The sequence below is a fragment of the Streptomyces sp. NPDC054757 genome, assembly GCF_053612185.1.
The window spans coordinates 125,961-148,952 of sequence record NZ_JBSHBW010000022.1; the positions used below are offsets into that span (position 1 = coordinate 125,961).

Below are 22,992 nucleotides of genomic sequence, written 5' to 3' on the forward strand. Positions count from 1 at the left end.
CTGTGGTACGGACAGGAGCGCGGGGGCGCTCGGTGGTGGGGCGTGACGGTGGGGCTCGGCGCTAGCGGTCCATGCCGTGCAGCGCGGCCACGGCCCGCCCGGTGATCTCATCGGGCGTCCCGGAGATGTCGACGGCGGCTCCCGCCTCGTCCCGGCCCAGCGGCTGGAGCGCGGCGAACTGCGAGTCGAGGAGCGCGGTCGGCATGAAGTGCCCCTTGCGCTCCGCCATCCGCTGCTCGATCAGCTCCCGGTCACCGGTCAGATGCAGAAAGACGGCGCCGGGCGCCTCGGCACGCAAGCGGTCACGGTAGGAGCGCTTGAGCGCGGAGCAGCTGACCACCCCGCCCCGCCCGGCGTGCTCGTGCGCCCACCGGCCGATGGCGTCCAGCCAGGGCCACCGGTCGGCGTCCTCAAGAGGCGTTCCGGCCGACATCTTGGCGATGTTCGCGGCCGGGTGGAAGTCGTCCCCCTCGGCGTACGGAACGCCCAGTGCGGCGGAGAGCAGCGGACCGATCGTGGTCTTGCTGGTCCCTGCCACGCCCATCAGGACTACGACTCGGGGGGTGCTCATCGGTGGTGCCTCGCTGTCTTCTTCGACATGACTTCGATGTGACGTCGCTGTGTCTGCGACGGGGGCGGCATGGATCCGTCGCGCTACTGAAACCCATTAGGTACGACTTATTCAAGAGTCTGTGACCTAAAAGTCATACTTAATGGGTCCGGTGGCCGCCCCGTAGGCTGAGTCCATGACCACTCAGGGCCCGGGGCTCCACGCCCATGTGCTGGAGAACCTCGGTCCCTCGATCGCCTCGGGGGAGTACCCGCCGGGCAGCGTGCTGCGTACCGACGAGCTCGCCCAGCGCTTCGACGTCTCCCGTACCGTGATCCGCGAAGCCGTCCGCGTACTGGAATCGATGCACCTGGTCGAGTCGCGGCGACGGGTCGGTGTGACCGTGCGCCCCGCCGACGAATGGAACGTCTACGACCCCCAGGTCATCCGGTGGCGGCTGGCCGGCCCGGACCGCTCCCGCCAGCTCCGCTCGCTGACCGTCCTGCGGTACTCCGTCGAGCCCGTCGCCGCCGGGCTCGCCGCCCGGCACGCCACCGCCGAGCAGTGCGCCGCCCTCACCGAGCAGGCCCTCGGTATGGTCGCCACCTCGCGCGGCCACCAGCTGGCCGGATATCTCGTGCACGACATCGCCTTCCATCGCCTGGTCCTGCGCGGCTCGGGGAACGAGATGTTCGCCCGGCTCGGCGATGTGGTGGCCGAGGTGCTCGCCGGGCGCACCGAGCACCAGATCATGTTCGACGACCCCGATCCGGCCGCCGTCACCCTGCATGTGCAGGTGGCGGAGGCCGTACGGGAAGGGGACGCGGACCGGGCCGAGGAGCTGACCAGAGAGATCGCGGTCGGCGCCCTGAAGGAGCTCGACGTCCTGGCGCCCTGAGGGAAATGTTTCAAACCTTTTGTGACATAGATTTCATTCAGTTCTCCGGCTCGACATGACCCCTTTACGCTGACGCCTTGATCAGCCGCCACCTCCCCCACGTAAGGCGACGCACCACATGAGTGACCGCACCCTCACCGCGGCAGAGCCCTCTCTGCACGTCGATGCCGGTGACGAGGGCTACAGCAAAGATCTGAAGTCCCGCCACATCAACATGATCGCCATCGGCGGGGCCATCGGCACCGGCCTCTTCCTCGGCGCCGGCGGCCGGCTGGCAGGTGCGGGCCCCTCACTCGCGATCGCCTACGCCGTCTGCGGTGCCTTCGCCTTCTTCGTCGTACGGGCCCTGGGCGAACTCGTCCTCTACCGCCCCTCATCCGGCGCCTTCGTCAGCTACGCCCGTGAGTTCATGGGCGAGAAGGGCGCCTACACCGCGGGCTGGCTCTACTTCCTCAACTGGTCGACCACCGCGGTCGCCGACATCACGGCCGCCGCCACCTACGCCCACTTCTGGTCGATGTTCAGCTCGGTCCCGCAGTGGGTCTGCGCACTCGTCGCCCTGGCCCTCGTCCTCACCGCGAACCTGATCTCGGTCAAGTACTTCGGCGAGACGGAGTTCTGGTTCGCGATCATCAAGGTCGCCGCACTGGTCGTCTTCATGTGCATCGGCATCTATCTGGTGGTCACCCAGCACCCGGTCGACGGGCACACCCCCGGGTTCGGCAGCATCGGCGACAGCGGGGGCTTCTTCCCCAAGGGCGTCATGCCGATGCTGCTGGTCATCCAGGGTGTCGTCTTCGCCTACGCCTCCGTCGAGCTGTGCGGGGTCGCCGCGGGCGAGACCGAGAACCCGGGGAAGATCATCCCCAAGGCGATCAACTCGATCATGTGGCGGGTCGGCATCTTCTACGTCGGCTCCGTGGTGCTGCTCGCCCTGCTCCTCCCGTACACCGCGTACTCCGACGGCGAGAGCCCCTTCGTCACGGTCCTCTCCAAGGTCGGCGTCCCCGGCGCGGCCGGTGTGATGAACCTGGTCGTCCTGACCGCGGCGCTCTCCAGCCTCAACTCCGGCCTGTACTCCACCGGACGCATCCTGCGCTCGATGGCGCTCGCCGGGTCCGCCCCGCGCTTCACCGGCCGGATGAACAAGGGCCAGGTGCCCTACGGCGGCATCCTGCTCACGGCGAGCTTCGGGGTGCTGGGCGTCGTGCTCAACTACCTGGTCCCCGGCAAGGCCTTCGAGATCGTCCTCAACTTCGCCTCCATCGGCATCCTCGGCACCTGGGGCATGGTCATGCTCTGCTCGCTGCTCTTCTGGCAGCGGTCCAAGGAGGGCCGGGTCACCCGTCCCGCCTACCGGCTGCCGTGGGCGCCGTACACCCAGATCGTCACCCTCTGCTTCCTGCTCTCCGTCGCGTTCCTGATGTGGTGGGGCGGGGGAGTGGGCCGCACCACCGTCGAATGCCTGCCGCTGATCGCCGCGGCCCTCGTCGGCGGCTGGTTCGTGGTGCGCGGCCGGGTCGCGTCCGTCGCCGCCGAGCGCCAGGACCTGGGAGACTGAGGCCCCATACCGTTCGGTGACACGGAAGGCTGTTGACGGCATGACGCAGCAGGTCCAGGGGGTCGTGGCCCCCGGCAAGAACCAACCCGTACGCGTGGAGACGATCCTCGTCCCCGACCCGGGACCGGGCGAGGCCGTGGTGCGGATCCAGGCCTGTGGGGTCTGCCACACGGACCTCCACTACAAGCAGGGCGGGATCAACGACGACTTCCCGTTCCTGCTCGGCCACGAGGCGGCGGGCACCGTGGAGTCGGTGGGCGCGGGCGTCACCGACGTCGCCCCCGGGGACTTCGTGATCCTCAACTGGCGCGCGGTGTGCGGCCAGTGCCGTGCCTGTCTGCGCGGCCGGCCGCAGTACTGCTTCGACACGCACAACGCCAAGCAGAAGATGACCCTGGCCGGGGGCTCCGGCAAAGGCACGGAGCTGTCCCCGGCGCTGGGCATCGGGGCCTTCGCCGAGAAGACCCTGGTCGCGTCCGGCCAGTGCACCAAGGTCGACCCGGCAGTCTCGCCGGCCGTCGCCGGGCTGCTCGGCTGCGGAGTGATGGCGGGGATCGGCGCCGCCATCAACACCGGCCAGGTCGGCCGGGGCGACTCGGTGGCCGTCATCGGCTGCGGCGGCGTCGGTGACGCCGCCGTCGTCGGGGCCCGGCTCGCCGGGGCCGCGAAGATCATCGCCGTCGACATCGACGACAAGAAGCTCGCGACCGCTCAGCGGATGGGCGCCACCCACACCGTCAACTCGCGCACCTCGGACCCGGTCGAGGCCATCCGGGAACTCACCGGCGGCTTCGGCGCCGACGTGGTCATCGAGGCGGTCGGCCGCCCCGAGACCTACCAGCAGGCCTTCTACGCCCGCGACCTGGCCGGGACCGTCGTCCTGGTCGGCGTCCCGACGCCGGAGATGAAGCTGGAACTCCCGCTCCTCGACGTCTTCGGCCGCGGCGGCGCCCTCAAGTCCTCCTGGTACGGGGACTGCCTGCCCTCCCGCGACTTCCCGATGCTCGTCGACCTGCACCAGCAGGGCCGGATCGACCTCGCCGCCTTCGTCACCGAGACGATCGGCCTCGACGAGGTGGAGAAGGCCTTCGAGCGGATGCACCACGGCGATGTGCTGCGTTCGGTGGTGGAGTTCTGATGGCGGCCCGTATCGACCACCTCGTCACCTCCGGCACCTTCTCGCTCGACGGCGGGACCTGGGACGTCGACAACAACGTGTGGATCGTCGGCGACGACACCGAGGCGATCGTCATCGACGCCGCCCACGACCCCGGCGCCATCGAGGCCGCGCTGGGCGGCCGTACACTGCGCGCCATCGTCTGCACCCACGCGCACAACGACCACATCGACGCGGCCCCCGCACTCGCCGCCGCGACCGGGGCGCCGGTCCTCCTGCACCCCGACGATCTGCCGCTGTGGCGGATGACCCACCCCGACCGCCTCCCGGACGGTGAACTCGCGGACGGGCAGAGCCTGACCGTCGCGGGGACGGCGCTGACCGTGCTGCACACGCCGGGCCACGCGCCGGGCGCGATCTGTCTGTACGCCCCCGGCCTTGCCACGGTCTTCACCGGCGACACGCTCTTCCAGGGCGGCCCCGGTGCCACCGGCCGTTCGTTCTCGGACCATCCGACGATCGTCGCGTCCATCCGGGACCGGCTGCTGACGCTGGACCCGGAGACCGTGGTCCGTACCGGCCACGGCGATACCACCACGATCGGCGCCGAGGCCCCCGGCCTGCCGGAGTGGCTGGCGCAGGACGGCTGACACGGCTGCGGGGTGCCCGGCCGGGGAGCCGGTCAGGCGTCCCTCCCGAGCACCCCGCGGGCTCAGCGGTTCCGGGTTCAGGACTTGCGGGCCACGCCCACCCAGCCCGGAATCGGGTCGTCACCGGGTACCGGCACCCGCTCACCCAGCTCGGGCCGCCACTCGGCGGCCAGCGAGACCCCGGGCTCGAACAGCTCCAGGCCCTCGAAGAACCGGGCCGTCTCCGCCTGCGAGCGGGGCCGCAGGGTCAGACCGCGTGCCCGGTACATCTCGACGGCCTTCGCCGACCCCTCCGGGTCGAACTCCCCTGTGACATGCGAGAGGACGAGACAGCTGCCCGGCGCCAGGGGCTCGACCAGCCGGTCCACCAGCTCGTACGCCTCCTCGTCGGCGACGAAGTGCAGCAGGGCCACCAGCGAGAGCGCGACCGGCCGGCCGAAGTCCAGCAGCTTGCCTGCCGCCTCCAGGATGGTGGCGGGCTCCCGCGCGTCGGCCTGGATGTAGTCGGTCGCGCCCTCGGGCGTCGAGCGCAGCAGCGCCGCCGCGTGCGCCAGCACGATCGGGTCGTTGTCGCAGTAGACGACGCGGGAGTCCGGCGCCGAACGCTGGGCGACCTGGTGCAGGTTGGGTTCGGTCGGTATGCCCGTACCGACGTCCAGGAACTGACGGATGCCGCTCTCCGCCAGACAGCGGGTCGCGCGGTGCATGAACGCCCGGTTGACCCGCGCCATCTCCCTGCCCCGGGGGTCGAGGGCGAGCAGCTGCTCGGCCATCTCCTGGTCGACGGGATAGTTGTCCTTGCCGCCCAGGAACCAGTCGTACATCCGGGCCGGATGCGGCTTGCTGGTGTCGATCTGGACGGGCGCGGGGTCTACTCCGGTCATGGAACGCTCCAGTACGTGGTCGGCAACAGCGAGGACAACGGGCAGCGGCGACAGCCTTGTTCAGTAGAGGAGGAAGTCGGCCTTGCCGGACTTCGCCCCCTGGATGAAAGCGGCTATCTCGCCGGTCGAGTAGATGAGCGCGGGGCCTTCAGGGTCTGCGGACTGGCGTACGGCGACCCTGCCGTCGGCCAGTTTCATGGCCTCGACGCAGTTTCCGCCGTTACCGCCGCTCCACGGCTTGTGCCAGCCCTCGGCGCCGAGGTCCGCGGCAGGCATGCCGTTGTATATGCGATCCATTACAGCTCCTTGCGGAAATCCCTGAGGATCTCCTTCGTGCGTTGTGCAGTTGCGGCCTGAGCCGCCATGCGGTCCATGACTTCGAGGTGGGCGGCCACCTCGGGGCGCGCGTCCAGATAGACGGCGCCGGTCAGGTACTCGCTGTAAACCATGTCGGGGAGTTCGGGCATCGCGAACCGGAAGAGGACGAAGGGGCCGTACGTACCCGGGTGGTGGCCGCTGGAGAACTCCGCGATCTGCAGCGTGACATGCGGCAGATCCGCTGCCCGCAGCAGCCGGTCGATCTGGCCGCGCATGACGTCGCGGCCGCCCGCGTGACGCCGCAGTACCGTCTCGTCCATCACGACCCAGAGGGTCGGCGCGTCCGGCCGCGCCAGCAGCGACTGCCGCTCCATCCGCAGCGCGACATGCCGCTCGATGTCCGCGGGGCTGGTCTCCCCGACGGCGCCGCTCATCATGATCGCGCGCGCGTACTCCTCGGTCTGCAGCACGCCGGGCACGAAGTGCGGCTCGTACTGCCTGATGAGCGAGGCGGCGCCCTCCAGGCTGACGTACATGCTGAACCAGTCGGGCAGGATGCCGTGGAACCGCTGCCACCAGCCCGGCTGGTTGGCCTCCTCGGTGAGTTCCACGAAGGCGTCGTTCTCCGCCTCGCTGATCCCGTACGCCTTCAGCAGTAACTGCACATAGGGGATCTTCAGCGCCACCTCGGCGGTCTCCATCCGGCGGATGGTGGCCTGGGCGACCCTGAGCACTTTGGCAGCCTGTTCGCGACTCAGGCCGGCTCGCTCGCGCAGTTCCTGCAGGCGCTTACCGAGCACGACCTGGCCAACGGTCGGGGCGGACCGCGGCTCACTCAACTGAGACCTCCACTTGGGCAGTTGTGCAGCAGTCTGCCATGCCCGCCCCATCGGTGAAACGTCACTCTGAACTTTTCAAAGTGCCTCTTGCCAAGGTGTCCGTTACGGAGGACAGTAGACGGGTGAACCAGTTCACGCGACTGGCGCATACCCATGGGGGATGGTGCGGCAGTCGCCGTACCCCACCGTGAGGATTTCGGCTGTGGCTCCAGGTACCGCGCTCATCCCCCAGCTCATCGACCAGTGCCCCGGAAGCGACGTACGGCGGTACGCATTCGAATTACCTGCACGCACCGATTCCGTGGCCCGCGCCCGCCGCCTGACCCGGAACCGGCTCGCCTGCTGGGACTTCTCGGAGGACGCCAGCGACACCGCGCTGCTGATCGTCTCGGAACTGGTCACCAACGCGGTCGTGCACACGGCGGGCGACCACATCGCCTGCGAGCTGCGGGACGACAGGGGACAGTTGCGTATCGCGATACAGGACCAGGGGCACGCCGCCGCGGGACCGCAGCTCTGCCGTTCGCCGCAGGGCGAGCACGGCCGCGGACTGCTGCTCGTCGACGCCGTCAGCAGCGCCTGGGGCGTCCGCGACGCGGCACACGGGCCGGGGCGGCTGGTCTGGGCGGAGCTGGAGTGCCACGCGGGGCGGCCGTGCTGAGGAATGCGCTGGCGCGCGTCCCTACCCTCTCGACACCCCTCGGCTGCGACGCGGTGGGCGTACCCGAACACCACGGGTTCCGGCTCCTCGCCAGGCTGCCCAAGCCCGGCTGTGTCTTCGCGGACGACGACTGGTGGTGGTGGATCGTCCCCTCCGGCTCCGACCATGAACTCGCCTGGCCGGAGCGGGTGCGCTACGCGCCCGGCGCCTATGTCCCGGCGGCCCGTCCCCGGCTGCTCCACTGGCCGCAGGACTCCCTGCCCTACACCCCGCCGATCCCGCTGTACCTCATGGTGTGCCAGCTCATGGGCGAAGTGCCGGAGTGGGCCTGAGCCCCCCGGTCCGGGGCTCCGGAGCCGGCGGGCTCGCCGTGCTCCGGAGCGGGCCGGCTACGGCCGCAGCGTGACCGTCCGCCCCGGCCGCAGCCGTACGGTCCGCCGCCACCCGCCGGCCCGCACCTCGGTCACCGTGCTGACCGAGGAGCGCAGCACCGCGCGGGTCACCTTCCCGGCGCGCCACTCCAGATCGACGGTGACACCGCCGCGCGCACCGACGCCGGTGATCCGGCCGGCCGCGGCCCAGGCGTCCGGCAGTGCGGGAAGCAGCTCGATCACCCCGGGCCTGGAGTAGAGCAGCATCTCGATCATCGCGGTCGGGGTGCCGAAGTTGGCGTCGATCTGCAGGGTGGCACGCGACCCCAGGTCGTACATGTCGAAGAGGTTCTGCGAGGTGCCGTTGGTGGCACCGGTGGACGGCGCCATGACCGTACGGACCAACCGGTACGCCCGGTCGGCGTCCTTGAGCCGTGCCCAGCTCGCCGCGCGCCAGGCGCAGCCCCAGCCGAAGCTCGACATACCGCGTGCCGTGAGCAGATTGCGGGCCCCGGTGACCAGTTCGGCCGGGCTCTCCCCGGGGGTGATCCGGTCGCCCGGGAAGAGACCGATCAGCGGTGACAGATGCCGGTGCGTGGTCTCGCCCAGATTCTCCGGGGTCATCCACTCCTCCAGCCAGCCGGTCTGCGGGCTGACCCTCGGCAGGTAGAGGCGGGACTGGAGCCCGGCCACGGTCTTCGCGTACCCGGCGTCCCTGGAGAGCAGTGCGGCCGCCGTGCGGTACGAGGCGAAGAGGTCCCGGACGAGTTCCTGGGCGTAGGTGATGCCCTTGGCGTCGGTCGGTCCCTGCTCCGGTGACCAGTCGCTGTCGTCGATCAGGACCTGCCGGGACACGCCGGTGTCCGGGTCGGTGACGGAGGTGCTGACCAGCCGGGCCTCCCAGAACTCGCAGGCGCCCTTGAGTAGCGGGTAGATCTTCTTCAGCTCGGTGCGGTCCTGGGTGTACTCGTAGTGCTGCCAGAGCGAGTTGCAGAGCCAGGCGTTCCCCGCCGGATGCCACCACCAGCCCATTCCGCCGTGGACGTTGGTGGAGATGGCGGTGGTCCAGCCAGCGACCTTCCCGCTGGAGTTGCGGAAACCGTTGCGCGGATCGTTGAACCTTCTGGCGGTCGTACGCGTCCAGGACGGCACCTGGGCCAGGCAGTAGTCCAGGAAGGGCCCGAAGCAGTCCGAGAGACCGGCGCGGTCGGCCAGCCAGTAGTTCATCTGGACGTTGATGTCCGTGTGGTAGTCGCCCATCCAGTCGGGGTCGGTCCGGTCGATCCACAGCCCCTGGAGGTTGAGCGGCACACTGTCGCGCGAACCGCTGATCATCAGATAGCGGCCGAACTGGAGGTAGGCGGCTTCCAGTTCGGGGTCCGGCGGCGCGCCGTCGGCGCCGAGCGCGGTGAGGCGGGCCCAGGTGTCGAGCGAGCGCTGCGTCTCGGTCGACCTGCCGAGCTCGACCGTCATCCGGCTGTACAGCGGCTGGTAGTCGGCGAGATGGGCGCCGAGCAGCGCGGCGCCGCCCGCCCGCGCCGCCGCGCGCAGCCGGCCGGCCGCGATGGCGTGCGGGTCCGCGCCAGGGTTCCGGTAGCCGGTCGCGGGGTCCGGCGCGTAGTTCGTACCGCCGGCTATGACGACCAGCACTTCGGAGCATCCGTCGAAGACGATGGCGTCGCCCTTGACGGCCACGGCGCCGCCGCTGCTGGTGACGCCGGCCGCCGCCGCGTACGTCAGCCCGTTGGGGAAGGCGCCGGCGAACGACACGGTACGGCCGGCACCGTCCGCCGCGGTGCTCTCGCCGTGCCATCCGCCGAGGGAGAGCGAGCCGGTGCAGTGGCCCCCGCCGCTCTGGGTGAGGCGGACGACGACGACTTCGTCGGGGTGGCTGGCGTAGACCTCGCGCCGGTAGGTGACTCTGCCGAGCCGGTAGGTGACCGTACTGAGCCCGTTGCTGAGGTCGAGGGTGCGGCGGTAGCCGGTGACGGCGGACGGCTCATGGCCCGGAAGGTCGACGGACACCTTGGCCAGCAGGGTGAAGCTGCCGAAGTCGTCCACTCCGTAAGGGAACTGACCGTCGCTCTGGAGGCTGTCGTTGAGGCCGCCGGTCCACAGGGTGGCATCGGTGAGATAGAGGACGTCGTGCGCGGGACCACCGGTCAGCAGCGCGCCCGTCCGGCCGTTCCCGATGGGCAGCCCCTGCTGGATGATCAGGTCCTCGTCCGCCGGAGCGGGGTAACGCAGCACGGTGGCAGCCGACTCGGGAACGAGCCGCGCACCGCGCCCGCCCCGCCGCGGCCCGGCGGCAGCAGCGGTGAACGGCCGGAACCCACCGAGCGCGATCCCCGCGGCGAGGGTTCCGCCCGCGGCCCCCAGAACGCTTCGACGCGACGGTGCGGGGTGTTCCGGGGAATGGGTCATCTACCGGTCCCTTCGACGTGATGTGCCCTGACGGCACCTCGGGAAGCGACGGAAACATACGATGTCTGAGGGGGCGTGTCAACGTTCTGGGCGGTTTTCACGGGTGGTTGGGGGGTGGCGGAGCGGTGGCCATCCGATGTATTCGCAGTGGGCGTACGTGAGCGCTCTGACGTGTACGAAACGGCCGATACGAGCACAGAAGCCAACCGCCTCCTGAGCGCGCGGGCTCGGCCCGTCATTCCTGGCCTCACCTGGGGAGGCTCCGGGCCGTCGGTCACGTGGTCGGTCACGCCACTGCCGGGAAATGCAGAAGACCCCACGCGAAGTGGGGTCTCAGCTGGTGTCCGAGGGGGACTTGAACTCTCCACTCGGGCGCCAGCCCACAACTGCCCTGAACTGGGGAAATGCCCGTCGAGTGGCGATATTTCGGCGGGCGCTTCTCCGGTTCTTTCCTGCTGTTTCCTGTGGGCTTCCGGGCGCTGTTGGTCATGCGTTGGTCATGTGACCATCCCGCCTCGCCTGCTTGATCAGGCTTTCTGGATCGCCTCGAAGATGTCGGCGTCGGTCTCTTGCTGCCAGGTCGGGAGATCGGGCCAGTCAGCGACGTAACCCGGCTTGGGGTCCTCAAAGTGCTTGAACATCTGCGCTGTCCAGCACGTCGCCACGAACCGGCTCTTCTGCTCACGGGACAGCCGCGACGCGTGCCCGTCGCTGACCTCGATGAACTGGCGCACCTGGTCGAAGACGGACCCGGCGGCCTCGCGCTCCCACTGCGGCGTGTCCTCCCACGGGGTCACATAGCCCGGCCTGGGCTCCCCCGGGAAGTGCTGTCGCACCCCGGAGACCCACGCTTCCCTGAACAGTCGTGCACCTTCGACCTGCGGCATGGCAACCCCTCTCGTCATGACGTGCCCAGTGCGGCGATCTCCGCCCCGAGGTCCGCTACCCGCTGGTCCCGACGCAGGGGGCCGACCTCGCCGCACAGGGCTTGGAGTCTACGGGCGACGTAACCGGAGGAGGAGGCGCGGGCCAGCCGCAAGGCTTCCTGGCCGTACTCGATGACCTGCTCGGCGTCCCGGCGCTTGGCACCGATGACGGCCAGGTCCGCCAACGCCGTGCCCCTACGCCGGAAGGACTGGCCAGAGGAAAGGGCCCCTTGCGCGAGAGCTGCCTCCAACGCTTCCTCCGCCAGGTCGAGACGGCCAAGCTGGACGTAGCGGGCTCCCTTCTCCTCGGCGAGCCTGGACCCCTCGAACCGTAGCCAGCCTCCGTTGACGCTTCCGACGGGTAGAGCGGTGACTTCCTCGGCCCGGTCCATGGCCCTTTCGCAGGAGACCAGGTCACCGAGTCCGGCGTATGCCTCGGCCTGTACGGAGGCGACCCAGTAGCGGGTGGACAACGCGCTGTCGCCCCGCTCGGCCAAGGTGTGCGCGGCGTCGAGGATCTGTGCTGCCTGGCGGTAGCGGCGCTCCGACATGTCCACGTAGGCGTGACGCACCAGAGCGCACGCCCACAGGTCGTGGGCCCCGGCATCCTTGCTGACCGAGGCGGCAAGGACGTACGAGGCTGCCGCGCCGGAGTACCTGTTGGCGTCGAAGGCCACCTCTCCGGCGAGTTGGAAGAGATCGGCTGCGGCGTTCAACAGTGGGCGGGAGTTGCCCCGGGTGTCACCGGCAAGGGCGTCGTTGAGGGTGGTGAGCTGGTCCCGGACCAGGGGGTAGACAGCTCCCTTGGAGCGGGCCAGTTGGTAGACCTGCCATAGGTGGGTGTTCATCCGGGCGAAGTCCTCGGGTGCGCCCCGGCGCACGCCGTCTTTGAGGGCTTCCGCGTCATCGATCGGCAGGGCGGTCAGCGCCCCGCTGACGGTGAGGATGCGGAGGAATTCGCGGCGGATCATCTCGTCAGGTTCTCCCGCGTTCGGGTCTTTACCGGGTGCTCGACTCGCGTCTTCCGGGCTGGATCTCTGCGCCTCCGCCAGAAGGGCATCCAGTTCATCCCGGCCGAGTTCGAGAGCATTGGCCAAGCCCGGTCGTTGGGTCGGCTGAGGGGCGCTTTTTCCGCTCTCCCAGCGCCCGATGGTCGTGCGGTCCACCCCGAGTAACCCAGCCAGTTGTTCCTGACTGTAGCCCAGGGATCTGCGCCGTTCCGCCATGCCCATGGCTGCCCCCCTTCCTGTCCCGCGCGGCCCTGGGATGAACGGCTCTCCGGCGCTTTTCTTGGAGCTGTCGCAGAGCAGCACAGGAGCGGACGGAGAGAGGCCGCACACATGGCAGCGAAGGGCCACACGGACAACGCACGTCACGAGGCAGGGGCGGCCGGCGGTCGCTATCGCCGGGAACGGCACGACCCGTCGGGAGCCGTGCTGGCCGGAACCTGGGCGCTGGGCAACCTCCTGACCTTGTTCCTGCTTGGCGCCCTTGCCAGCCAGCACGTGGGGCCGGAGGTCCACCCGCCGCACCTGGCCGACTGGTCCGCGCCGGACCAGGAAGTGACCGACTGACGCACTGCGCACGGATCACCTGACGATCCGAACCAAGCCCCTCCCGTGGCCACGTCGCTTCCGGGAGGTAGCACCACCGTGGTGGGGAAGCCACCCCGCCACGCTCGGCAGGTAACGAACGGAGATGAGAACCATGGAGGACCGTTCCCAGCTCGAACCCGAGCCCACGGAGGAGGTCGTGTCCTTGGAGGACGCGGCGCTTCTGACGAAGGGTGGCAGTAGCTCCAGCGTCGAGAACAAGCGCTCGCCCTACGGGGCGTGACGCCCGGCGGCGGCATCCCTGCCCGGGGTGCCGCCGCACCTTCTTCCACTTCCGAGAGGAGGTGACGGCATGCGTTGGTTCGGCGGGGCGATCGCCTCCCACGCACCGGCCCCGAGACCGGCGACCGCTGATTTCCTGTGGCACGGGCCGGAAGCCTGGACCGTAGGCACTCCGGTGCGCCAGGCGAGGGGCGGAGACGGCCGACGACTGGCCGTGTTCGGACCGTGTGGAGCGACAGACGCGCAGCTCGTGAGGCTGGTGCGCTCATCGGACTTGCGAGAGTTCGACGCGGCGGCCTCGGCGTGGTCCGGCTCGTACGCCCTGCTTCTCGACGACGGGGCCGGATCGATCAGCCTGTGGGCCGACCCGGCAGGGTCCTGCCCGCTGTACGTGGCAGAGGTCGACGGCGCGCTGGTCTGGGCGTCCAGTTCCTTGGCGCTGGCCTCCCTGCTGGGGAGTCGGCCGGACACGGTTTGGCTTGCGGCCCACCTGGCACACCCCACAGCTTGGGCGGCAGGGCGCTCGGCCTGGACAGGGGTGAAGCAGGTACCTCCCGGGCACCGCTGGACGGCCCCACGCGATGGGTCGTCTTTCTCTGTCCCGTACTGGCAGCCGGTTCCCTCTACCTGGCCGGAGGCCGTGGACAGGTTGCGACTCGACCTGTCGGACGGCGTGCTGATCCGGGTCACCGGGCGCGCCGCGTCCTCCGACTTGTCCGGCGGCCTGGACTCCAGCGCCCTCGCGGCATACGCGGCACAGTGCGGGCCCGTCCTGGGCGTGACTTTCCACCCCAAGGGCCGGGAGTCCGGCGGGGACGTGAACCACGCGCGCAACGTGGCCAATGCGTTCTCCTCCATCCGGCACCGGTTCATGGCGCTGGGGCGTGAACACCTGCCGTTCACCGACCTGGAAGCCCTGCCCCTCACCGACGAACCGGCACCGTCCGCCGTGACCATCGCACAACTCTGCCACCAGTTCGCCCTACTGGCGGAGGAGGGCGTCTCCGTGCATCTGACCGGGGACGGCGGCGACACCTTGTTCATGCCGCCCCCCGTCCACCTGGCCGACCTCGCCCGATCGGGCCGTCTTCTCCGCCTGGCGCGTGACGCCCAGGCATGGGGACGCCTCTACCGTTCAAGCCCCTGGCCTGTCGTGGCTGCCGCCTGGAAGGCGCCCAGTCGGCTGGCAGGCGAGGCGCTGCCGAAGTCCTGGCTCACCCACCAGGCGACCGTCGTGGCCGAGTCCGTCATCTCGCCCGAGACGGACGTTGACAGCCTCAGCTATACCGACCGCCACCTACTCAGGGAAGCGCGCTACGTCGGCCGTACAGCCGCGTCGGAGAACCAGCTTGCCGCCACGTACGGCATCGAGATGCACAACCCGTACACGGATGCCCGTGTCCTAGAAGCCGTGTTGTCGGTGCCCGCCTCGGAGCGCTGGTCGGCCCGTCGATACAAGCCGCTGCTCACCGATGCGGTCACCGGCCTGCTTCCGGACAGGGTCGTTCGGCGTGGCTCCAAGGGGCTGTTCGCGGTGGACCACCACCACGGACTACGGGCCAACCAGGCGGCCGTCCTGGAACTGGCGGACGGGCACCTGGCGGACCTCTGCCTGGTGCGCCCGGCGGTCCTGCGTTCGCTTCTCCGGCGTGCCGTCCTCGGGGTGGAGATCCCCTGGGGGCTCCTCGAACCGCTCTTCGGCGCCGAGCTGTGGCTACGGGCCCACGAGACCACGACCGAACGAGTCCGCTGGGAGCGCAAGCCGTGAACATCCCCGTCGCCAGCCGCCACACCCGTACAGCGTTGACCGGCCCGGTGGGCGTGGTCGTCAACTACCGCACCGGATCGACTGTAGTCCTTACCGGCGAACCCCTGTCACACTGGCTCGACTCCTTGAAGGACGGCGACGCACCGCCTCCCGTCACGGTCCGTCCCTCCGAGTCCTCATGGGGCACCAGTGAGGCGTCCGCCCACCTGGACGCTGTGGACCTGGCACCGTGGTCGTGGCGCATGGCGGCAACCGTTGCCCTCGCGTTCACCCTCACGACGCGCCACCTGGGACGCAGGCGTACCCGCTTCGGTCGCCTGGTCCGCCTGGCGGAGATGGGCCGTACCCTGCCACCCCCGAGCCGCGCGCATGCGAGCCTGGCGGTCCGTTCAGTCCGCTGGGCGGCCCGCTTCTTTCCCGCCCGCGTCGCGTGCCTAGAGGAGTCTGCGACCGCTGCACTCCTGCTCGCGGCAGGCGGACGGGGCGGAGCCTGGCGGCACGGCATGGCCACCGATCCGATCCGGATGCATGCCTGGATCTGCGACGTTCACGGTCAGCCCGTCGAGGAACCGGACCAGACTGGGGACTACTCGCCCATCAACGGGCCGGAGCCAACGTCGAAGGGGTGCCCATGACCGAGCCTCACATCCTGATCCCGGGCAAGCGCGTCAGCCTGGCCATGCCGGACCGTGACCACCTGCCCGACTACCACCGGTGGGAGAACGACCCCGGCACCATCCTGGGCTTCGGCACTCAGGTCCCGCAGTCCTGGGAGGTCCGTGCCGGCGGCTGGGAGGCGACCGGGCGCAACCGCGACTTCCCTCAGTTCGAGGTCATCACGACCGACGACCGGACCCCGGTCGGCCTCACGTCTCTCCAGATCGACCCGGCGGTACGGACCGCCGAGTACGTCATCCTGCTCGCGCCCGAAGCACGGGGGAAGGGACTGGCCATGGAGGCCACGGCCCTGACACTGCGGTGGGCGTTCGAGTACGCCGCACTGCGGATGGTCTGGCTCAAGGTACTGGAGCCCAACGCGACCGGGATCACGGCGTACGAGAAGGCCGGGTTCAAACCGGCTGGCCGCCTACGTCAGTCGGGTTACTGGCGTGGCCGTCCCTGTGACGAACTCCTGATGGACGCCCTTGCCGAAGAGGCTCCTCCTGCCCCGGCGTCGGGGAGCTGAGAAGCTTCGCGGCCCTACACCCCCCGGGCAGAGGAGGGCTCGGAAGCACTCCTCAACGCCCTGTGCGCCTATCTCAGGCGCTCTCACCGAAATGCCGGTAGAGGGTGGCTCGGGAGATCCCCAGCGCCTTGGCGATGGCGGTGACGCTCTCTCCCTTGGCGTGCCGGGCACGGGCCACGGCTAGCTTGTCGTCGTCCACGACGGTGGGGCGTCCCCCGTGGTTGCCCTTGCGGGCCGCAGCGTCCAAGCCTTCCAAGGTCTTCTCCCGGATGCCCTCCCGCTCGACCTCTGCACTGACGGCGAGAACGGCGAAGACGATGGCTCCCGCCCCGTTCGGGTCGTACACCCCCGTGAGGGGACCGGAGAGGAGTTCAAGTTGGATGCCGTCCGCCTGGAGGGTGGCGGACAGGGACATCAACTCCGCCGCGTTGCGGGCAAGCCGCTTCATCTCGACCACGGTCAGGATGACGGCTTGCCCGGGGGCGGCCTGCCTGATCTCCCGCGCCAGAGTGAGGGCCTTCTCCAGCTCCGGCCGCTCCTTCACACGGGTACTGATCTTCTCGGAGAACACGCGGGTGTACTGCGCCCCGGCAAGGGCGTCCAACTGGGACTGAAGTTCCTGCCCGACCGTGGAGCACCGGGCGTAGCCGAGCCGGATCGCTGCGCCCGGCTTCCCTTCGGGTGCTTGTGCCACGGGTGCGCCCTGTGCCCATGCCTTGCCGGGGTTGCGGTCGGCCGGGGTCTTCACGGTGAGTTCCGCCTTCAAGGCGGGCACGAGGGCGAAGCGCCCCGTGTGGTAGTTGGCTGCGACCTTGCCCGCGCCGGTACGGCAGGGGCTTCCTGCCTGGTTTTCCTGATGTCGGCCTCTGCGGGGCCGCACTGTCGAAGTGGCTTCGCTCTGTGGCGGCGGAGCCGCCCCCTCCCTGGTGACTCTTCCGCCGCTGCGACTTACGCAGGCGGGGCGCTGCCGCGCCCCGGTTTGCCCTTGTATCGCCCCATCGGATTCGCTGCTGGAGGGCCACAGGAGATCCGCATCGAACCGGCCGGCGATGCCGACCCTCAGGAGATCGCTCGCGGGATCTCCTCCACCGTCCTGCGCCAGATCGTCACGGCAACCCCCGGAGAGTTGGCGCGACAGGCGAGCGAAGAACCCGCGCCGGATGACCTGTCCGCCACCCTGCGCCAGATGCCAAAGGGACTCTCGGACGAGTACCTGGCGTTCCTCTCCGCCGTCTACGTCCGCGTGGTGGAGGTCGGGCAACGTGCCCCGATCCAGGACCTTGAACAAGTCACCGGAACCAAACAGGCCACCCTCAAAGGCCATCTCCGAGCCGCACGCCAGCGCGGGTTTCGGACCAAGGTCGAGGGCAAGGCCGGGGGCCAGATCACGGACAAGGCTCACGACGTTCTCAAGAGGATTCAGCCCGGCGGCGTGACCGCCGAGGACGCCCGATAGCAACCGCGATCCATAGCGGGGAAGTAGCCGAGTGGCCAAGCGCGGCAACGGGCCCGGCGAGACTCCGGTGGAGATCCCGCGTACAGGCAGAGCGAACACCTGGGGTGTACGTACGCCCCTGCACTTCAACAAGGCGACAGGGAAGCAGGAGCGCTACTGGATAGGCCGGGAGTACAAGAACAAGACGGCGGCGGAGAGGGCACTCCGGGTCTGGATCACCGACTACGAGGCGGGCAAGGTCGCCGCCCGCTCGGACATGAAACTCGGTGACTGGCTGGACAAGTGGCTGAGCAACCACAGGAAGGAGGGAACGACCACGGCCGGTTACGAGACGAAAGTCCGTCTGCACATCAAGCCGCACATCGGCGGCGTGAAGCTGTGCGAGGTCACCGACGACACCCTTGACGACCTGTACCGGCTGCTGGAAACGAGCCCGTGCCCGACCAACAAGGGCAAGCCGCTCGGGGCCAAGTCGGTGCGCCACGTGCACAACATCTTGTCCGGCGCGTTGGGGGCGGCGGTGCCCAAGCTGATACCCGTCAACCCCGCCGCGACCGCGCACCCTCCCACCGCCCGGCAGATCCGGGCGCAGGAGTCGAGGTATCCGACCCTGGACGACGGTCAGACGACCCGGTTCCTGGGGACGGTGTGGGAGCCGTGTGGCAACCGGGCCTGCGACGGGGGCCTGACCCACCACTGTCTGCGGGACGCCCCGCTGTGGACCGTGTACGCCGCTACCGGTGTGCGCCGCAGTGAGGCGCTCGGCATGAAGTGGTCCCTCATCAACTGGGATGCGGGGTCCATCGAACTCGGTTGGGTCGTGGTCGAGGAAGGCAACACCTACCGGCTGCGCAAGCTCACCAAGGACGGCGACGACAACGCCGTCATCTACGTGGACCAGTCCGTGATGAACGTCCTGAAGTGGCGAAGGGAACGCCAGAACGCGGAGCGGGCTCGGCTCGGCTCCGCGTGGGTGGACAGTGACCTCGTCTTCGCCCGCGACGGCTTCAAGCTGTACCGGGGGTGAGGCGGGCGGACCCCAGGACCCCGAGAAGGTGTCGGCACCCTGCGCACCCGGCTCCACCTGCCCGAGGACTTCCGCATCCACGACTGGCGGCACAGCAAGGTCACGAACGACCTGGAGGCCAGGGAGAACCCCGAAGAGGTCTCCGCCAACGTCGGGCACCACTTGCCGGGCTACACGATGCCCCCACTACGGGCACTCACGTAAGAACGGAGCACGGGAAGCTAGCCGCTTCCGGAGCGGACAGGCTCGGCCTGTCATCCCTGGTCTGACCAGGAGATTCGCTCGGCTGTTGGTCACGTGGTTGGTCACGCCACAGCCCAGTAACGCAGAAAACCCCACGCGAAGTGGGGTCTCAGCTGGTGTCCGAGGGGGGACTTGAACCCCCACGCCCGATAAAGGGCACTAGCACCTCAAGCTAGCGCGTCTGCCATTCCGCCACCCGGACAAGGTGTCTGTCTCGCGGCCCTGGGCCGTTCCGACGTGGAAAACCATAGCAAACATCGGGGAGTGCTCGATCACGCGCCGGGGTCTGTGAACCGTGTATGACGACCGGTCCCCGCGCTTGGGTCCCGGGGGTGGCGGGGGCGAGTATGGGACAGGGGACCACCAGCAGCGACAGCGGGAGGAACAGCGTGAGCGAGTCCAGCAGGACAGGCACGGAACGGGCCGTCTCGGGCGAGGACGAGGTCGTGGACCTCTGTCGTGACCTGATCCGGATCGACACCAGCAACTACGGCGACCACTCGGGTCCCGGCGAGCGGGCCGCCGCGGAGTACGTGGCCGAGAAGCTCGCCGAGGTCGGTCTCGAACCGCAGATCTTCGAGTCCCACCCGGGGCGCGCGTCCACGGTGGCCCGGATCGAGGGTGAGGACCGGTCGAGGCCCGCGCTCCTCATCCACGGCCACACCGACGTCGTCCCGGCGAACGCCGACGACTGGACGCACCACCCCTTCGCCGGGGAGATCGTGGACGACTGCGTGTGGGGCCGCGGCGCGGTCGACATGAAGGACATGGACGCGATGACCCTCGCGGTCGTACGGGACCGGCTGCGCAGCGGCCGCAAGCCCCCGCGGGACATCGTGCTCGCCTTCCTCGCGGACGAGGAGGCGGGCGGCACCTACGGTGCGCGCCACCTCGTGGACAACCACCCGGACCTCTTCGAGGGCGTCACGGAGGCGATCGGCGAGGTCGGCGGCTTCTCGTTCACCGTCAACGAGAACCTGCGGCTGTATCTCGTGGAGACCGCGCAGAAGGGCATGCACTGGATGCGCCTCACGGTGGACGGCACCGCAGGCCACGGCTCCATGACCAACACCGACAACGCCATCACCGAGCTCTGCGAGGCGGTGGGACGCCTCGGGCGGCACCAGTGGCCGGTGCGGGTCACCAAGACCGTGCGCTCGTTCCTGGACGAGCTGTCCGACGCGCTGGGCACCCCGCTGGACCCCGAGGACATGGAGGCGACCCTCGCCAAGCTCGGCGGCATCGCGAAGATGGTGGGCGCGACGCTGCGCAACTCGGCCGCGCCCACCATGCTCGGCGCCGGCTACAAGGTGAACGTCATCCCGGGACAGGCGACGGCCCATGTCGACGGCCGCTTCCTGCCGGGCTACGAGGAGGAGTTCCTGACCGACCTCGACAAGCTCCTCGGCCCCCGGGTCAGGCGCGAGGACGTGCACGGCGACAAGGCGCTGGAGACCGGTTTCGACGGCGATCTGGTCGACGCCATGCAGGTGGCGCTGAAGGCCGAGGACCCCATCGCGCGGGCCGTGCCGTACATGCTCTCGGGCGGTACGGACGCCAAGTCCTTCGACGACCTCGGGATCCGCTGCTTCGGATTCGCCCCGCTGAAGCTCCCGCCCGAGCTCGACTTCGCCGGGATGTTCCACGGGGTGGACGAGCGGGTGCCGGTCGACGGTCTGAAGTTCGGAGTACGGGTGCTCGACCGCTTCCTGGACAAGTGCTGACCGGAGAAGTGCCAGGCATGTGCCAGCAGCCAAGTGCCAGCTGCCATGTGCCGACCGGATACGTACTGAAACGACATTCCAACTAATCGGCTGTACGTGCGTATGCGACCGGAAAGAGTGAATGGGGCGATGGGTTCGTAGCTCTGCCGGGTTCTCCTCGTTACAGGTGGTGCGGTCCGCGGTCTGGACCGTATTTGCCGACTAGGAGGAACTAATGATCAAGAAGGTCGTCGCCGCTGCGGCAGTCACCGGTGGTCTCGTGCTCGCGGGTGCGGGCATGGCCGTCGCCGACTCGGGTGCGCAGGGTGCCGCTGTGCACTCTCCCGGTGTGATCTCGGGCAACGTTGTGCAGGTGCCCGTTCACGTCCCCGTGAACGTGTGCGGCAACACGGTCTCCGTGATCGGGCTGCTCAACCCCGCCTTCGGCAACACCTGCGCCAACGTCTGACGTTGTGCCTCCGACCCGCGAGGGTCGGAGCCCCGCCGGCCCCGGAGCGCGCGCCATGCGCTCCGGGGCCGGAGAGGCATTCGGCCCAAGGGCAACGACGTCCGCGGGCATTTCCGGAAGGTCAGAAGGCAGGAAACGAACCTATGCGACAGGTCACGAAGAAAGGCCTGATCACCGTTGCGGCCGCGGGTGGAGTGCTCGCCCTGAGCGGTGGCTACGCGTACGCCGATGCGTCGGCTGACGGAACCGCAGCGAATTCACCCGGGGTGCTCTCCGGCAATTCGGTCCAGGCGCCGGTGCACGTGCCGGTGAACGTCTGCGGCAACACCGTCGATGTGGTCGGGCTGCTCAACCCCGCGTTCGGCAACGGGTGCGGGAACGCGTCGTCCGGCAACTCCGGCCCCGGTGCGTCCCACTCCGGGAGCCCGCACCAGGGCAGCGGCCAGCACCGCACGCCCGGCAGCGGCAGTCACGACAGCGGTACCCACGGCACCGGCGGCAGCCACAGCGGTGGCGGAGCGACGGCGGAGGGCCACACGAGTGGTTCGCCCGGCGTGCTCTCCGGCAACAGCGTGCAGCTTCCGGTGGACGTCCCGGTGAACGCCTGCGGCAACAGCGTCGACGTCGTCGGCCTGCTCAACCCGGTCTTCGGCAACCACTGTGCCAACGACGAGAGCGTCCCGCCGCCGGTCCACGTCCCGCACCACCCGGTCCACCCCGGTCAGCCGGGCCACCCGGAGAAGCCGGTGACGCCGCGCGGTCACAAGCCGAGCACCCCCAAGCCGCACGCTCCGGTCACGCAGACGGTCTCGGCGCCCCCGAGCACCGAGCAGCTCGCGCACACCGGTTCGTCCGCACCGCTCGGGCTGATCATCCCGGCGAGCGCCGGAATGGTGCTCGGGGGAATCATCCTGTACAGGCGGTCACGGGCAGCCGCGTAACGGCCTGCTGAGTTCCGCACGTACGCATGGAAAGGGAGCGGGTCCCGCAGTCGCGGGGCCCGCTCCCTCTTCACCATGTGGCGCGCATCTGGCGAATGATGCGCCGGCGCAGCCGCACTCTGCGGCTGCCGTCCCGGTGCAGTGTCAGTCGGTCCAACTCCCAGTGTCCGTACTCGGCATGGTCCGTGAGCAGGCGTGTCGCATCCTTGCGGGAGACCCCGCGCGGTACGTACACGTCGACAAATTCGTATTCCGGCATCGCATCTATTGTGCGGGCAGAGGCCCGGTACGGATAGCGTCTGCCCTATGTCTGATGCTGCGCAGCCCACGGTTGCCGAGGTACGTGCCGCCGCCGAGGCGGTCAAAGCCGCGCTGGACCGGCACCTCGCCGCGGTCGAAGCCCGTACGGGAGAGGACGACCCGGCCGTCTACAGCGCGTTCAACGCGCTCGCCGCGGCCGCCGAGGTGTACGACGAGAGGCTCTACGACCGCTACGACGAGGTCACTCCCTTCGAGATTCCCGCGGCGGACGACTCCCTGCCGCCGTACGCGGGCCCCGACGATCCGAACGCGCTCACGGTGCTGATCCGCCGGGACTACGCGGTGGCGCAGCCGCAGCGGCTGCTCGGGCAGGCACAGCGCATCGTGGACCTCGACCCGGAGGCGGACGGCGTACCGGGTTCGGGGGCGGTCGTGGGCAACAGCGTCCACGCCGCGCTGGGGGTGCTCTTCGGTGAGTACGAACCGGACGAGATCGCCTCGCGGCACAAGGAGTTCGGCCTTGAGGAGGGCGATTCCACGCTCTGGGTCTCGGCGGCGGACGACCTGCCCGAGCCGGGGGAGTGGCTGAGCGCGCCGTTCGACCAGGCGGACCCGCAGCAGATCGTGTGCCGGTTCGACGTCAGTTCCGTCTTCGACGACGAGGAACTGCTCGACGATGACGATGACGATGATGACGATGCCGGGGGCGACGGCGACGACGGTCTGGTCGATGAGGACGACGCCTCTGACGGGTCCGCCGCGCACGGGGACCCGGAGGACGAGAGGGTCTGAGGTGGCCGGGAAGGGCTGAGAAGGTCTGTGAGGGCCTCAGAAGGCATGCTCCGGGCCGGGTGACGTCCGGGTGTCGGTACTACGGCCGGTGGCCGGGGCTTCGGCCCCGGCC

General features: G+C 69.4%; 26 protein-coding genes and 1 tRNA gene. 17 read left to right on the forward strand and 10 right to left on the reverse strand.

Annotation, left to right across the window (positions count from 1 at the left end; translation table 11 throughout):
• Positions 1-61 precede the first annotated feature (61 nt).
• Entirely contained in the window at positions 62-571 is a 510-nt protein-coding gene (locus ACWGKJ_RS24490) for a gluconokinase (protein WP_385023464.1), read from the reverse strand.
• A gap of 175 nt (positions 572-746) precedes the next feature.
• Between ACWGKJ_RS24490 and ACWGKJ_RS24495 the strand changes: the two genes are divergently transcribed.
• The 4 genes from ACWGKJ_RS24495 (at position 747) to ACWGKJ_RS24510 (ending at position 4,776) form a co-directional block, all read left to right on the forward strand.
• Positions 747-1,448, forward strand: a complete 702-nt coding sequence (locus ACWGKJ_RS24495) for a FadR/GntR family transcriptional regulator (RefSeq protein ID WP_385023466.1) — start codon at positions 747-749, stop codon at positions 1,446-1,448.
• Between the two features lie 118 nt (positions 1,449-1,566).
• The gene (locus ACWGKJ_RS24500) at positions 1,567-3,009 is read left to right on the forward strand and encodes an amino acid permease (protein WP_385023468.1); all 1,443 of its coding nucleotides are present in this window, start codon (positions 1,567-1,569) and stop codon (positions 3,007-3,009) included.
• A gap of 40 nt (positions 3,010-3,049) precedes the next feature.
• A complete protein-coding gene (locus tag ACWGKJ_RS24505; protein ID WP_453315814.1) occupies positions 3,050-4,147 on the forward strand; it encodes an S-(hydroxymethyl)mycothiol dehydrogenase in 1,098 nt (365 codons plus the stop codon).
• On the forward strand, positions 4,147-4,776 hold the full coding sequence (locus ACWGKJ_RS24510) for an MBL fold metallo-hydrolase (protein WP_385023472.1): 630 nt from the start codon (positions 4,147-4,149) through the stop codon (positions 4,774-4,776). The genes ACWGKJ_RS24505 and ACWGKJ_RS24510 overlap by 1 nt, the downstream gene beginning before the upstream one ends.
• A gap of 77 nt (positions 4,777-4,853) precedes the next feature.
• Here the strand turns inward: ACWGKJ_RS24510 and ACWGKJ_RS24515 are convergent, their stop codons facing one another.
• From ACWGKJ_RS24515 to ACWGKJ_RS24525, 3 genes are read right to left on the reverse strand one after another with little or no spacing between them, the layout of a single operon-like run.
• Positions 4,854-5,660: an SAM-dependent methyltransferase gene (locus tag ACWGKJ_RS24515; protein ID WP_385023474.1), complete on the reverse strand. Its 807-nt coding sequence runs from the start codon at positions 5,658-5,660 to the stop codon at positions 4,854-4,856.
• A 60-nt stretch (positions 5,661-5,720) separates the two neighbouring features.
• Complete coding sequence (locus tag ACWGKJ_RS24520) at positions 5,721-5,957, reverse strand: DUF397 domain-containing protein (RefSeq protein WP_385023476.1); 237 nt, start codon at positions 5,955-5,957, stop codon at positions 5,721-5,723.
• Positions 5,957-6,817: a helix-turn-helix domain-containing protein gene (locus ACWGKJ_RS24525; RefSeq protein WP_385023478.1), complete on the reverse strand. Its 861-nt coding sequence runs from the start codon at positions 6,815-6,817 to the stop codon at positions 5,957-5,959. Before ACWGKJ_RS24525 ends, ACWGKJ_RS24520 begins: the two co-directional genes overlap by 1 nt.
• Before the next feature lie 202 nt (positions 6,818-7,019).
• On the opposite strand from ACWGKJ_RS24525, the gene ACWGKJ_RS24530 reads away from it, so the two are divergent.
• The gene (locus tag ACWGKJ_RS24530) at positions 7,020-7,478 is read left to right on the forward strand and encodes an ATP-binding protein (protein WP_385023480.1); all 459 of its coding nucleotides are present in this window, start codon (positions 7,020-7,022) and stop codon (positions 7,476-7,478) included.
• Positions 7,454-7,810 (forward strand): hypothetical protein, encoded by a 357-nt coding sequence (locus ACWGKJ_RS24535; RefSeq protein ID WP_385023482.1) that lies wholly within the window; start codon positions 7,454-7,456, stop codon positions 7,808-7,810. Before ACWGKJ_RS24530 ends, ACWGKJ_RS24535 begins: the two co-directional genes overlap by 25 nt.
• Before the next feature lie 57 nt (positions 7,811-7,867).
• Here ACWGKJ_RS24535 and ACWGKJ_RS24540 read toward each other — a convergent pair whose 3' ends face one another.
• The 3 genes from ACWGKJ_RS24540 to ACWGKJ_RS24550 form a co-directional block, all read right to left on the reverse strand.
• Positions 7,868-10,273 (reverse strand): glycosyl hydrolase family 95 catalytic domain-containing protein, encoded by a 2,406-nt coding sequence (locus ACWGKJ_RS24540; RefSeq protein ID WP_385023484.1) that lies wholly within the window; start codon positions 10,271-10,273, stop codon positions 7,868-7,870.
• Positions 10,274-10,800: 527 nt separating this feature from the next.
• On the reverse strand, positions 10,801-11,160 hold the full coding sequence (locus ACWGKJ_RS24545) for a hypothetical protein (protein ID WP_385023486.1): 360 nt from the start codon (positions 11,158-11,160) through the stop codon (positions 10,801-10,803).
• Positions 11,161-11,174: 14 nt separating this feature from the next.
• Complete coding sequence (locus tag ACWGKJ_RS24550) at positions 11,175-12,431, reverse strand: helix-turn-helix domain-containing protein (protein WP_385023488.1); 1,257 nt, start codon at positions 12,429-12,431, stop codon at positions 11,175-11,177.
• Between the two features lie 108 nt (positions 12,432-12,539).
• Between ACWGKJ_RS24550 and ACWGKJ_RS24555 the strand changes: the two genes are divergently transcribed.
• From ACWGKJ_RS24555 to ACWGKJ_RS24575, 5 genes are all read left to right on the forward strand, one after another.
• Positions 12,540-12,773 (forward strand): hypothetical protein, encoded by a 234-nt coding sequence (locus ACWGKJ_RS24555; RefSeq protein WP_385023490.1) that lies wholly within the window; start codon positions 12,540-12,542, stop codon positions 12,771-12,773.
• 133 nt (positions 12,774-12,906) lie between these two features.
• Positions 12,907-13,035: an albusnodin family lasso peptide gene (locus tag ACWGKJ_RS24560; protein WP_385023492.1), complete on the forward strand. Its 129-nt coding sequence runs from the start codon at positions 12,907-12,909 to the stop codon at positions 13,033-13,035.
• A 69-nt stretch (positions 13,036-13,104) separates the two neighbouring features.
• Positions 13,105-14,802 carry an albusnodin/ikarugamycin family macrolactam cyclase gene (locus tag ACWGKJ_RS24565; protein ID WP_385023494.1) on the forward strand — a complete coding sequence of 566 codons (1,698 nt, stop codon included), beginning with the start codon at positions 13,105-13,107 and terminating at the stop codon, positions 14,800-14,802.
• Positions 14,799-15,437, forward strand: coding sequence for a lasso peptide biosynthesis B2 protein (locus ACWGKJ_RS24570; RefSeq protein WP_385023496.1), 639 nt, complete (start codon positions 14,799-14,801; stop codon positions 15,435-15,437). Before ACWGKJ_RS24565 ends, ACWGKJ_RS24570 begins: the two co-directional genes overlap by 4 nt.
• The gene (locus ACWGKJ_RS24575) at positions 15,434-15,988 is read left to right on the forward strand and encodes a GNAT family N-acetyltransferase (protein WP_385023498.1); all 555 of its coding nucleotides are present in this window, start codon (positions 15,434-15,436) and stop codon (positions 15,986-15,988) included. The genes ACWGKJ_RS24570 and ACWGKJ_RS24575 overlap by 4 nt, the downstream gene beginning before the upstream one ends.
• Positions 15,989-16,061: 73 nt before the next feature.
• Here the strand turns inward: ACWGKJ_RS24575 and ACWGKJ_RS24580 are convergent, their stop codons facing one another.
• Positions 16,062-16,868 carry a recombinase family protein gene (locus ACWGKJ_RS24580; RefSeq protein ID WP_453315815.1) on the reverse strand — a complete coding sequence of 269 codons (807 nt, stop codon included), beginning with the start codon at positions 16,866-16,868 and terminating at the stop codon, positions 16,062-16,064.
• A gap of 105 nt (positions 16,869-16,973) precedes the next feature.
• On the opposite strand from ACWGKJ_RS24580, the gene ACWGKJ_RS24585 reads away from it, so the two are divergent.
• Together ACWGKJ_RS24585 and ACWGKJ_RS24590 are read left to right on the forward strand one after the other, a co-directional pair.
• Entirely contained in the window at positions 16,974-17,444 is a 471-nt protein-coding gene (locus ACWGKJ_RS24585) for a hypothetical protein (protein ID WP_385023502.1), read from the forward strand.
• 31 nt (positions 17,445-17,475) lie between these two features.
• Complete coding sequence (locus ACWGKJ_RS24590; RefSeq protein ID WP_385023504.1) at positions 17,476-18,471, forward strand: tyrosine-type recombinase/integrase; 996 nt, start codon at positions 17,476-17,478, stop codon at positions 18,469-18,471.
• 357 nt (positions 18,472-18,828) lie between these two features.
• On the opposite strand, the gene ACWGKJ_RS24595 is transcribed toward ACWGKJ_RS24590, so the two are convergent.
• Positions 18,829-18,916, reverse strand: a tRNA-Leu gene (locus ACWGKJ_RS24595).
• A gap of 145 nt (positions 18,917-19,061) precedes the next feature.
• On the opposite strand from ACWGKJ_RS24595, the gene ACWGKJ_RS24600 reads away from it, so the two are divergent.
• The 3 genes from ACWGKJ_RS24600 (at position 19,062) to ACWGKJ_RS24610 (ending at position 21,827) form a co-directional block, all read left to right on the forward strand.
• Positions 19,062-20,438, forward strand: a complete 1,377-nt coding sequence (locus ACWGKJ_RS24600) for a M20/M25/M40 family metallo-hydrolase (protein WP_385023506.1) — start codon at positions 19,062-19,064, stop codon at positions 20,436-20,438.
• 214 nt (positions 20,439-20,652) lie between these two features.
• Positions 20,653-20,886 carry a chaplin ChpH gene (gene chpH, locus ACWGKJ_RS24605; protein ID WP_385023508.1) on the forward strand — a complete coding sequence of 78 codons (234 nt, stop codon included), beginning with the start codon at positions 20,653-20,655 and terminating at the stop codon, positions 20,884-20,886.
• 143 nt (positions 20,887-21,029) lie between these two features.
• A complete protein-coding gene (locus tag ACWGKJ_RS24610) occupies positions 21,030-21,827 on the forward strand; it encodes a chaplin (RefSeq protein WP_385023510.1) in 798 nt (265 codons plus the stop codon).
• Positions 21,828-21,897: 70 nt separating this feature from the next.
• Here the strand turns inward: ACWGKJ_RS24610 and ACWGKJ_RS24615 are convergent, their stop codons facing one another.
• The gene (locus ACWGKJ_RS24615) at positions 21,898-22,086 is read right to left on the reverse strand and encodes a DUF5703 family protein (RefSeq protein WP_385023512.1); all 189 of its coding nucleotides are present in this window, start codon (positions 22,084-22,086) and stop codon (positions 21,898-21,900) included.
• 47 nt (positions 22,087-22,133) lie between these two features.
• On the opposite strand from ACWGKJ_RS24615, the gene ACWGKJ_RS24620 reads away from it, so the two are divergent.
• Positions 22,134-22,880, forward strand: a complete 747-nt coding sequence (locus ACWGKJ_RS24620) for a hypothetical protein (protein WP_385023514.1) — start codon at positions 22,134-22,136, stop codon at positions 22,878-22,880.
• Positions 22,881-22,992: the final 112 nt, after the last annotated feature.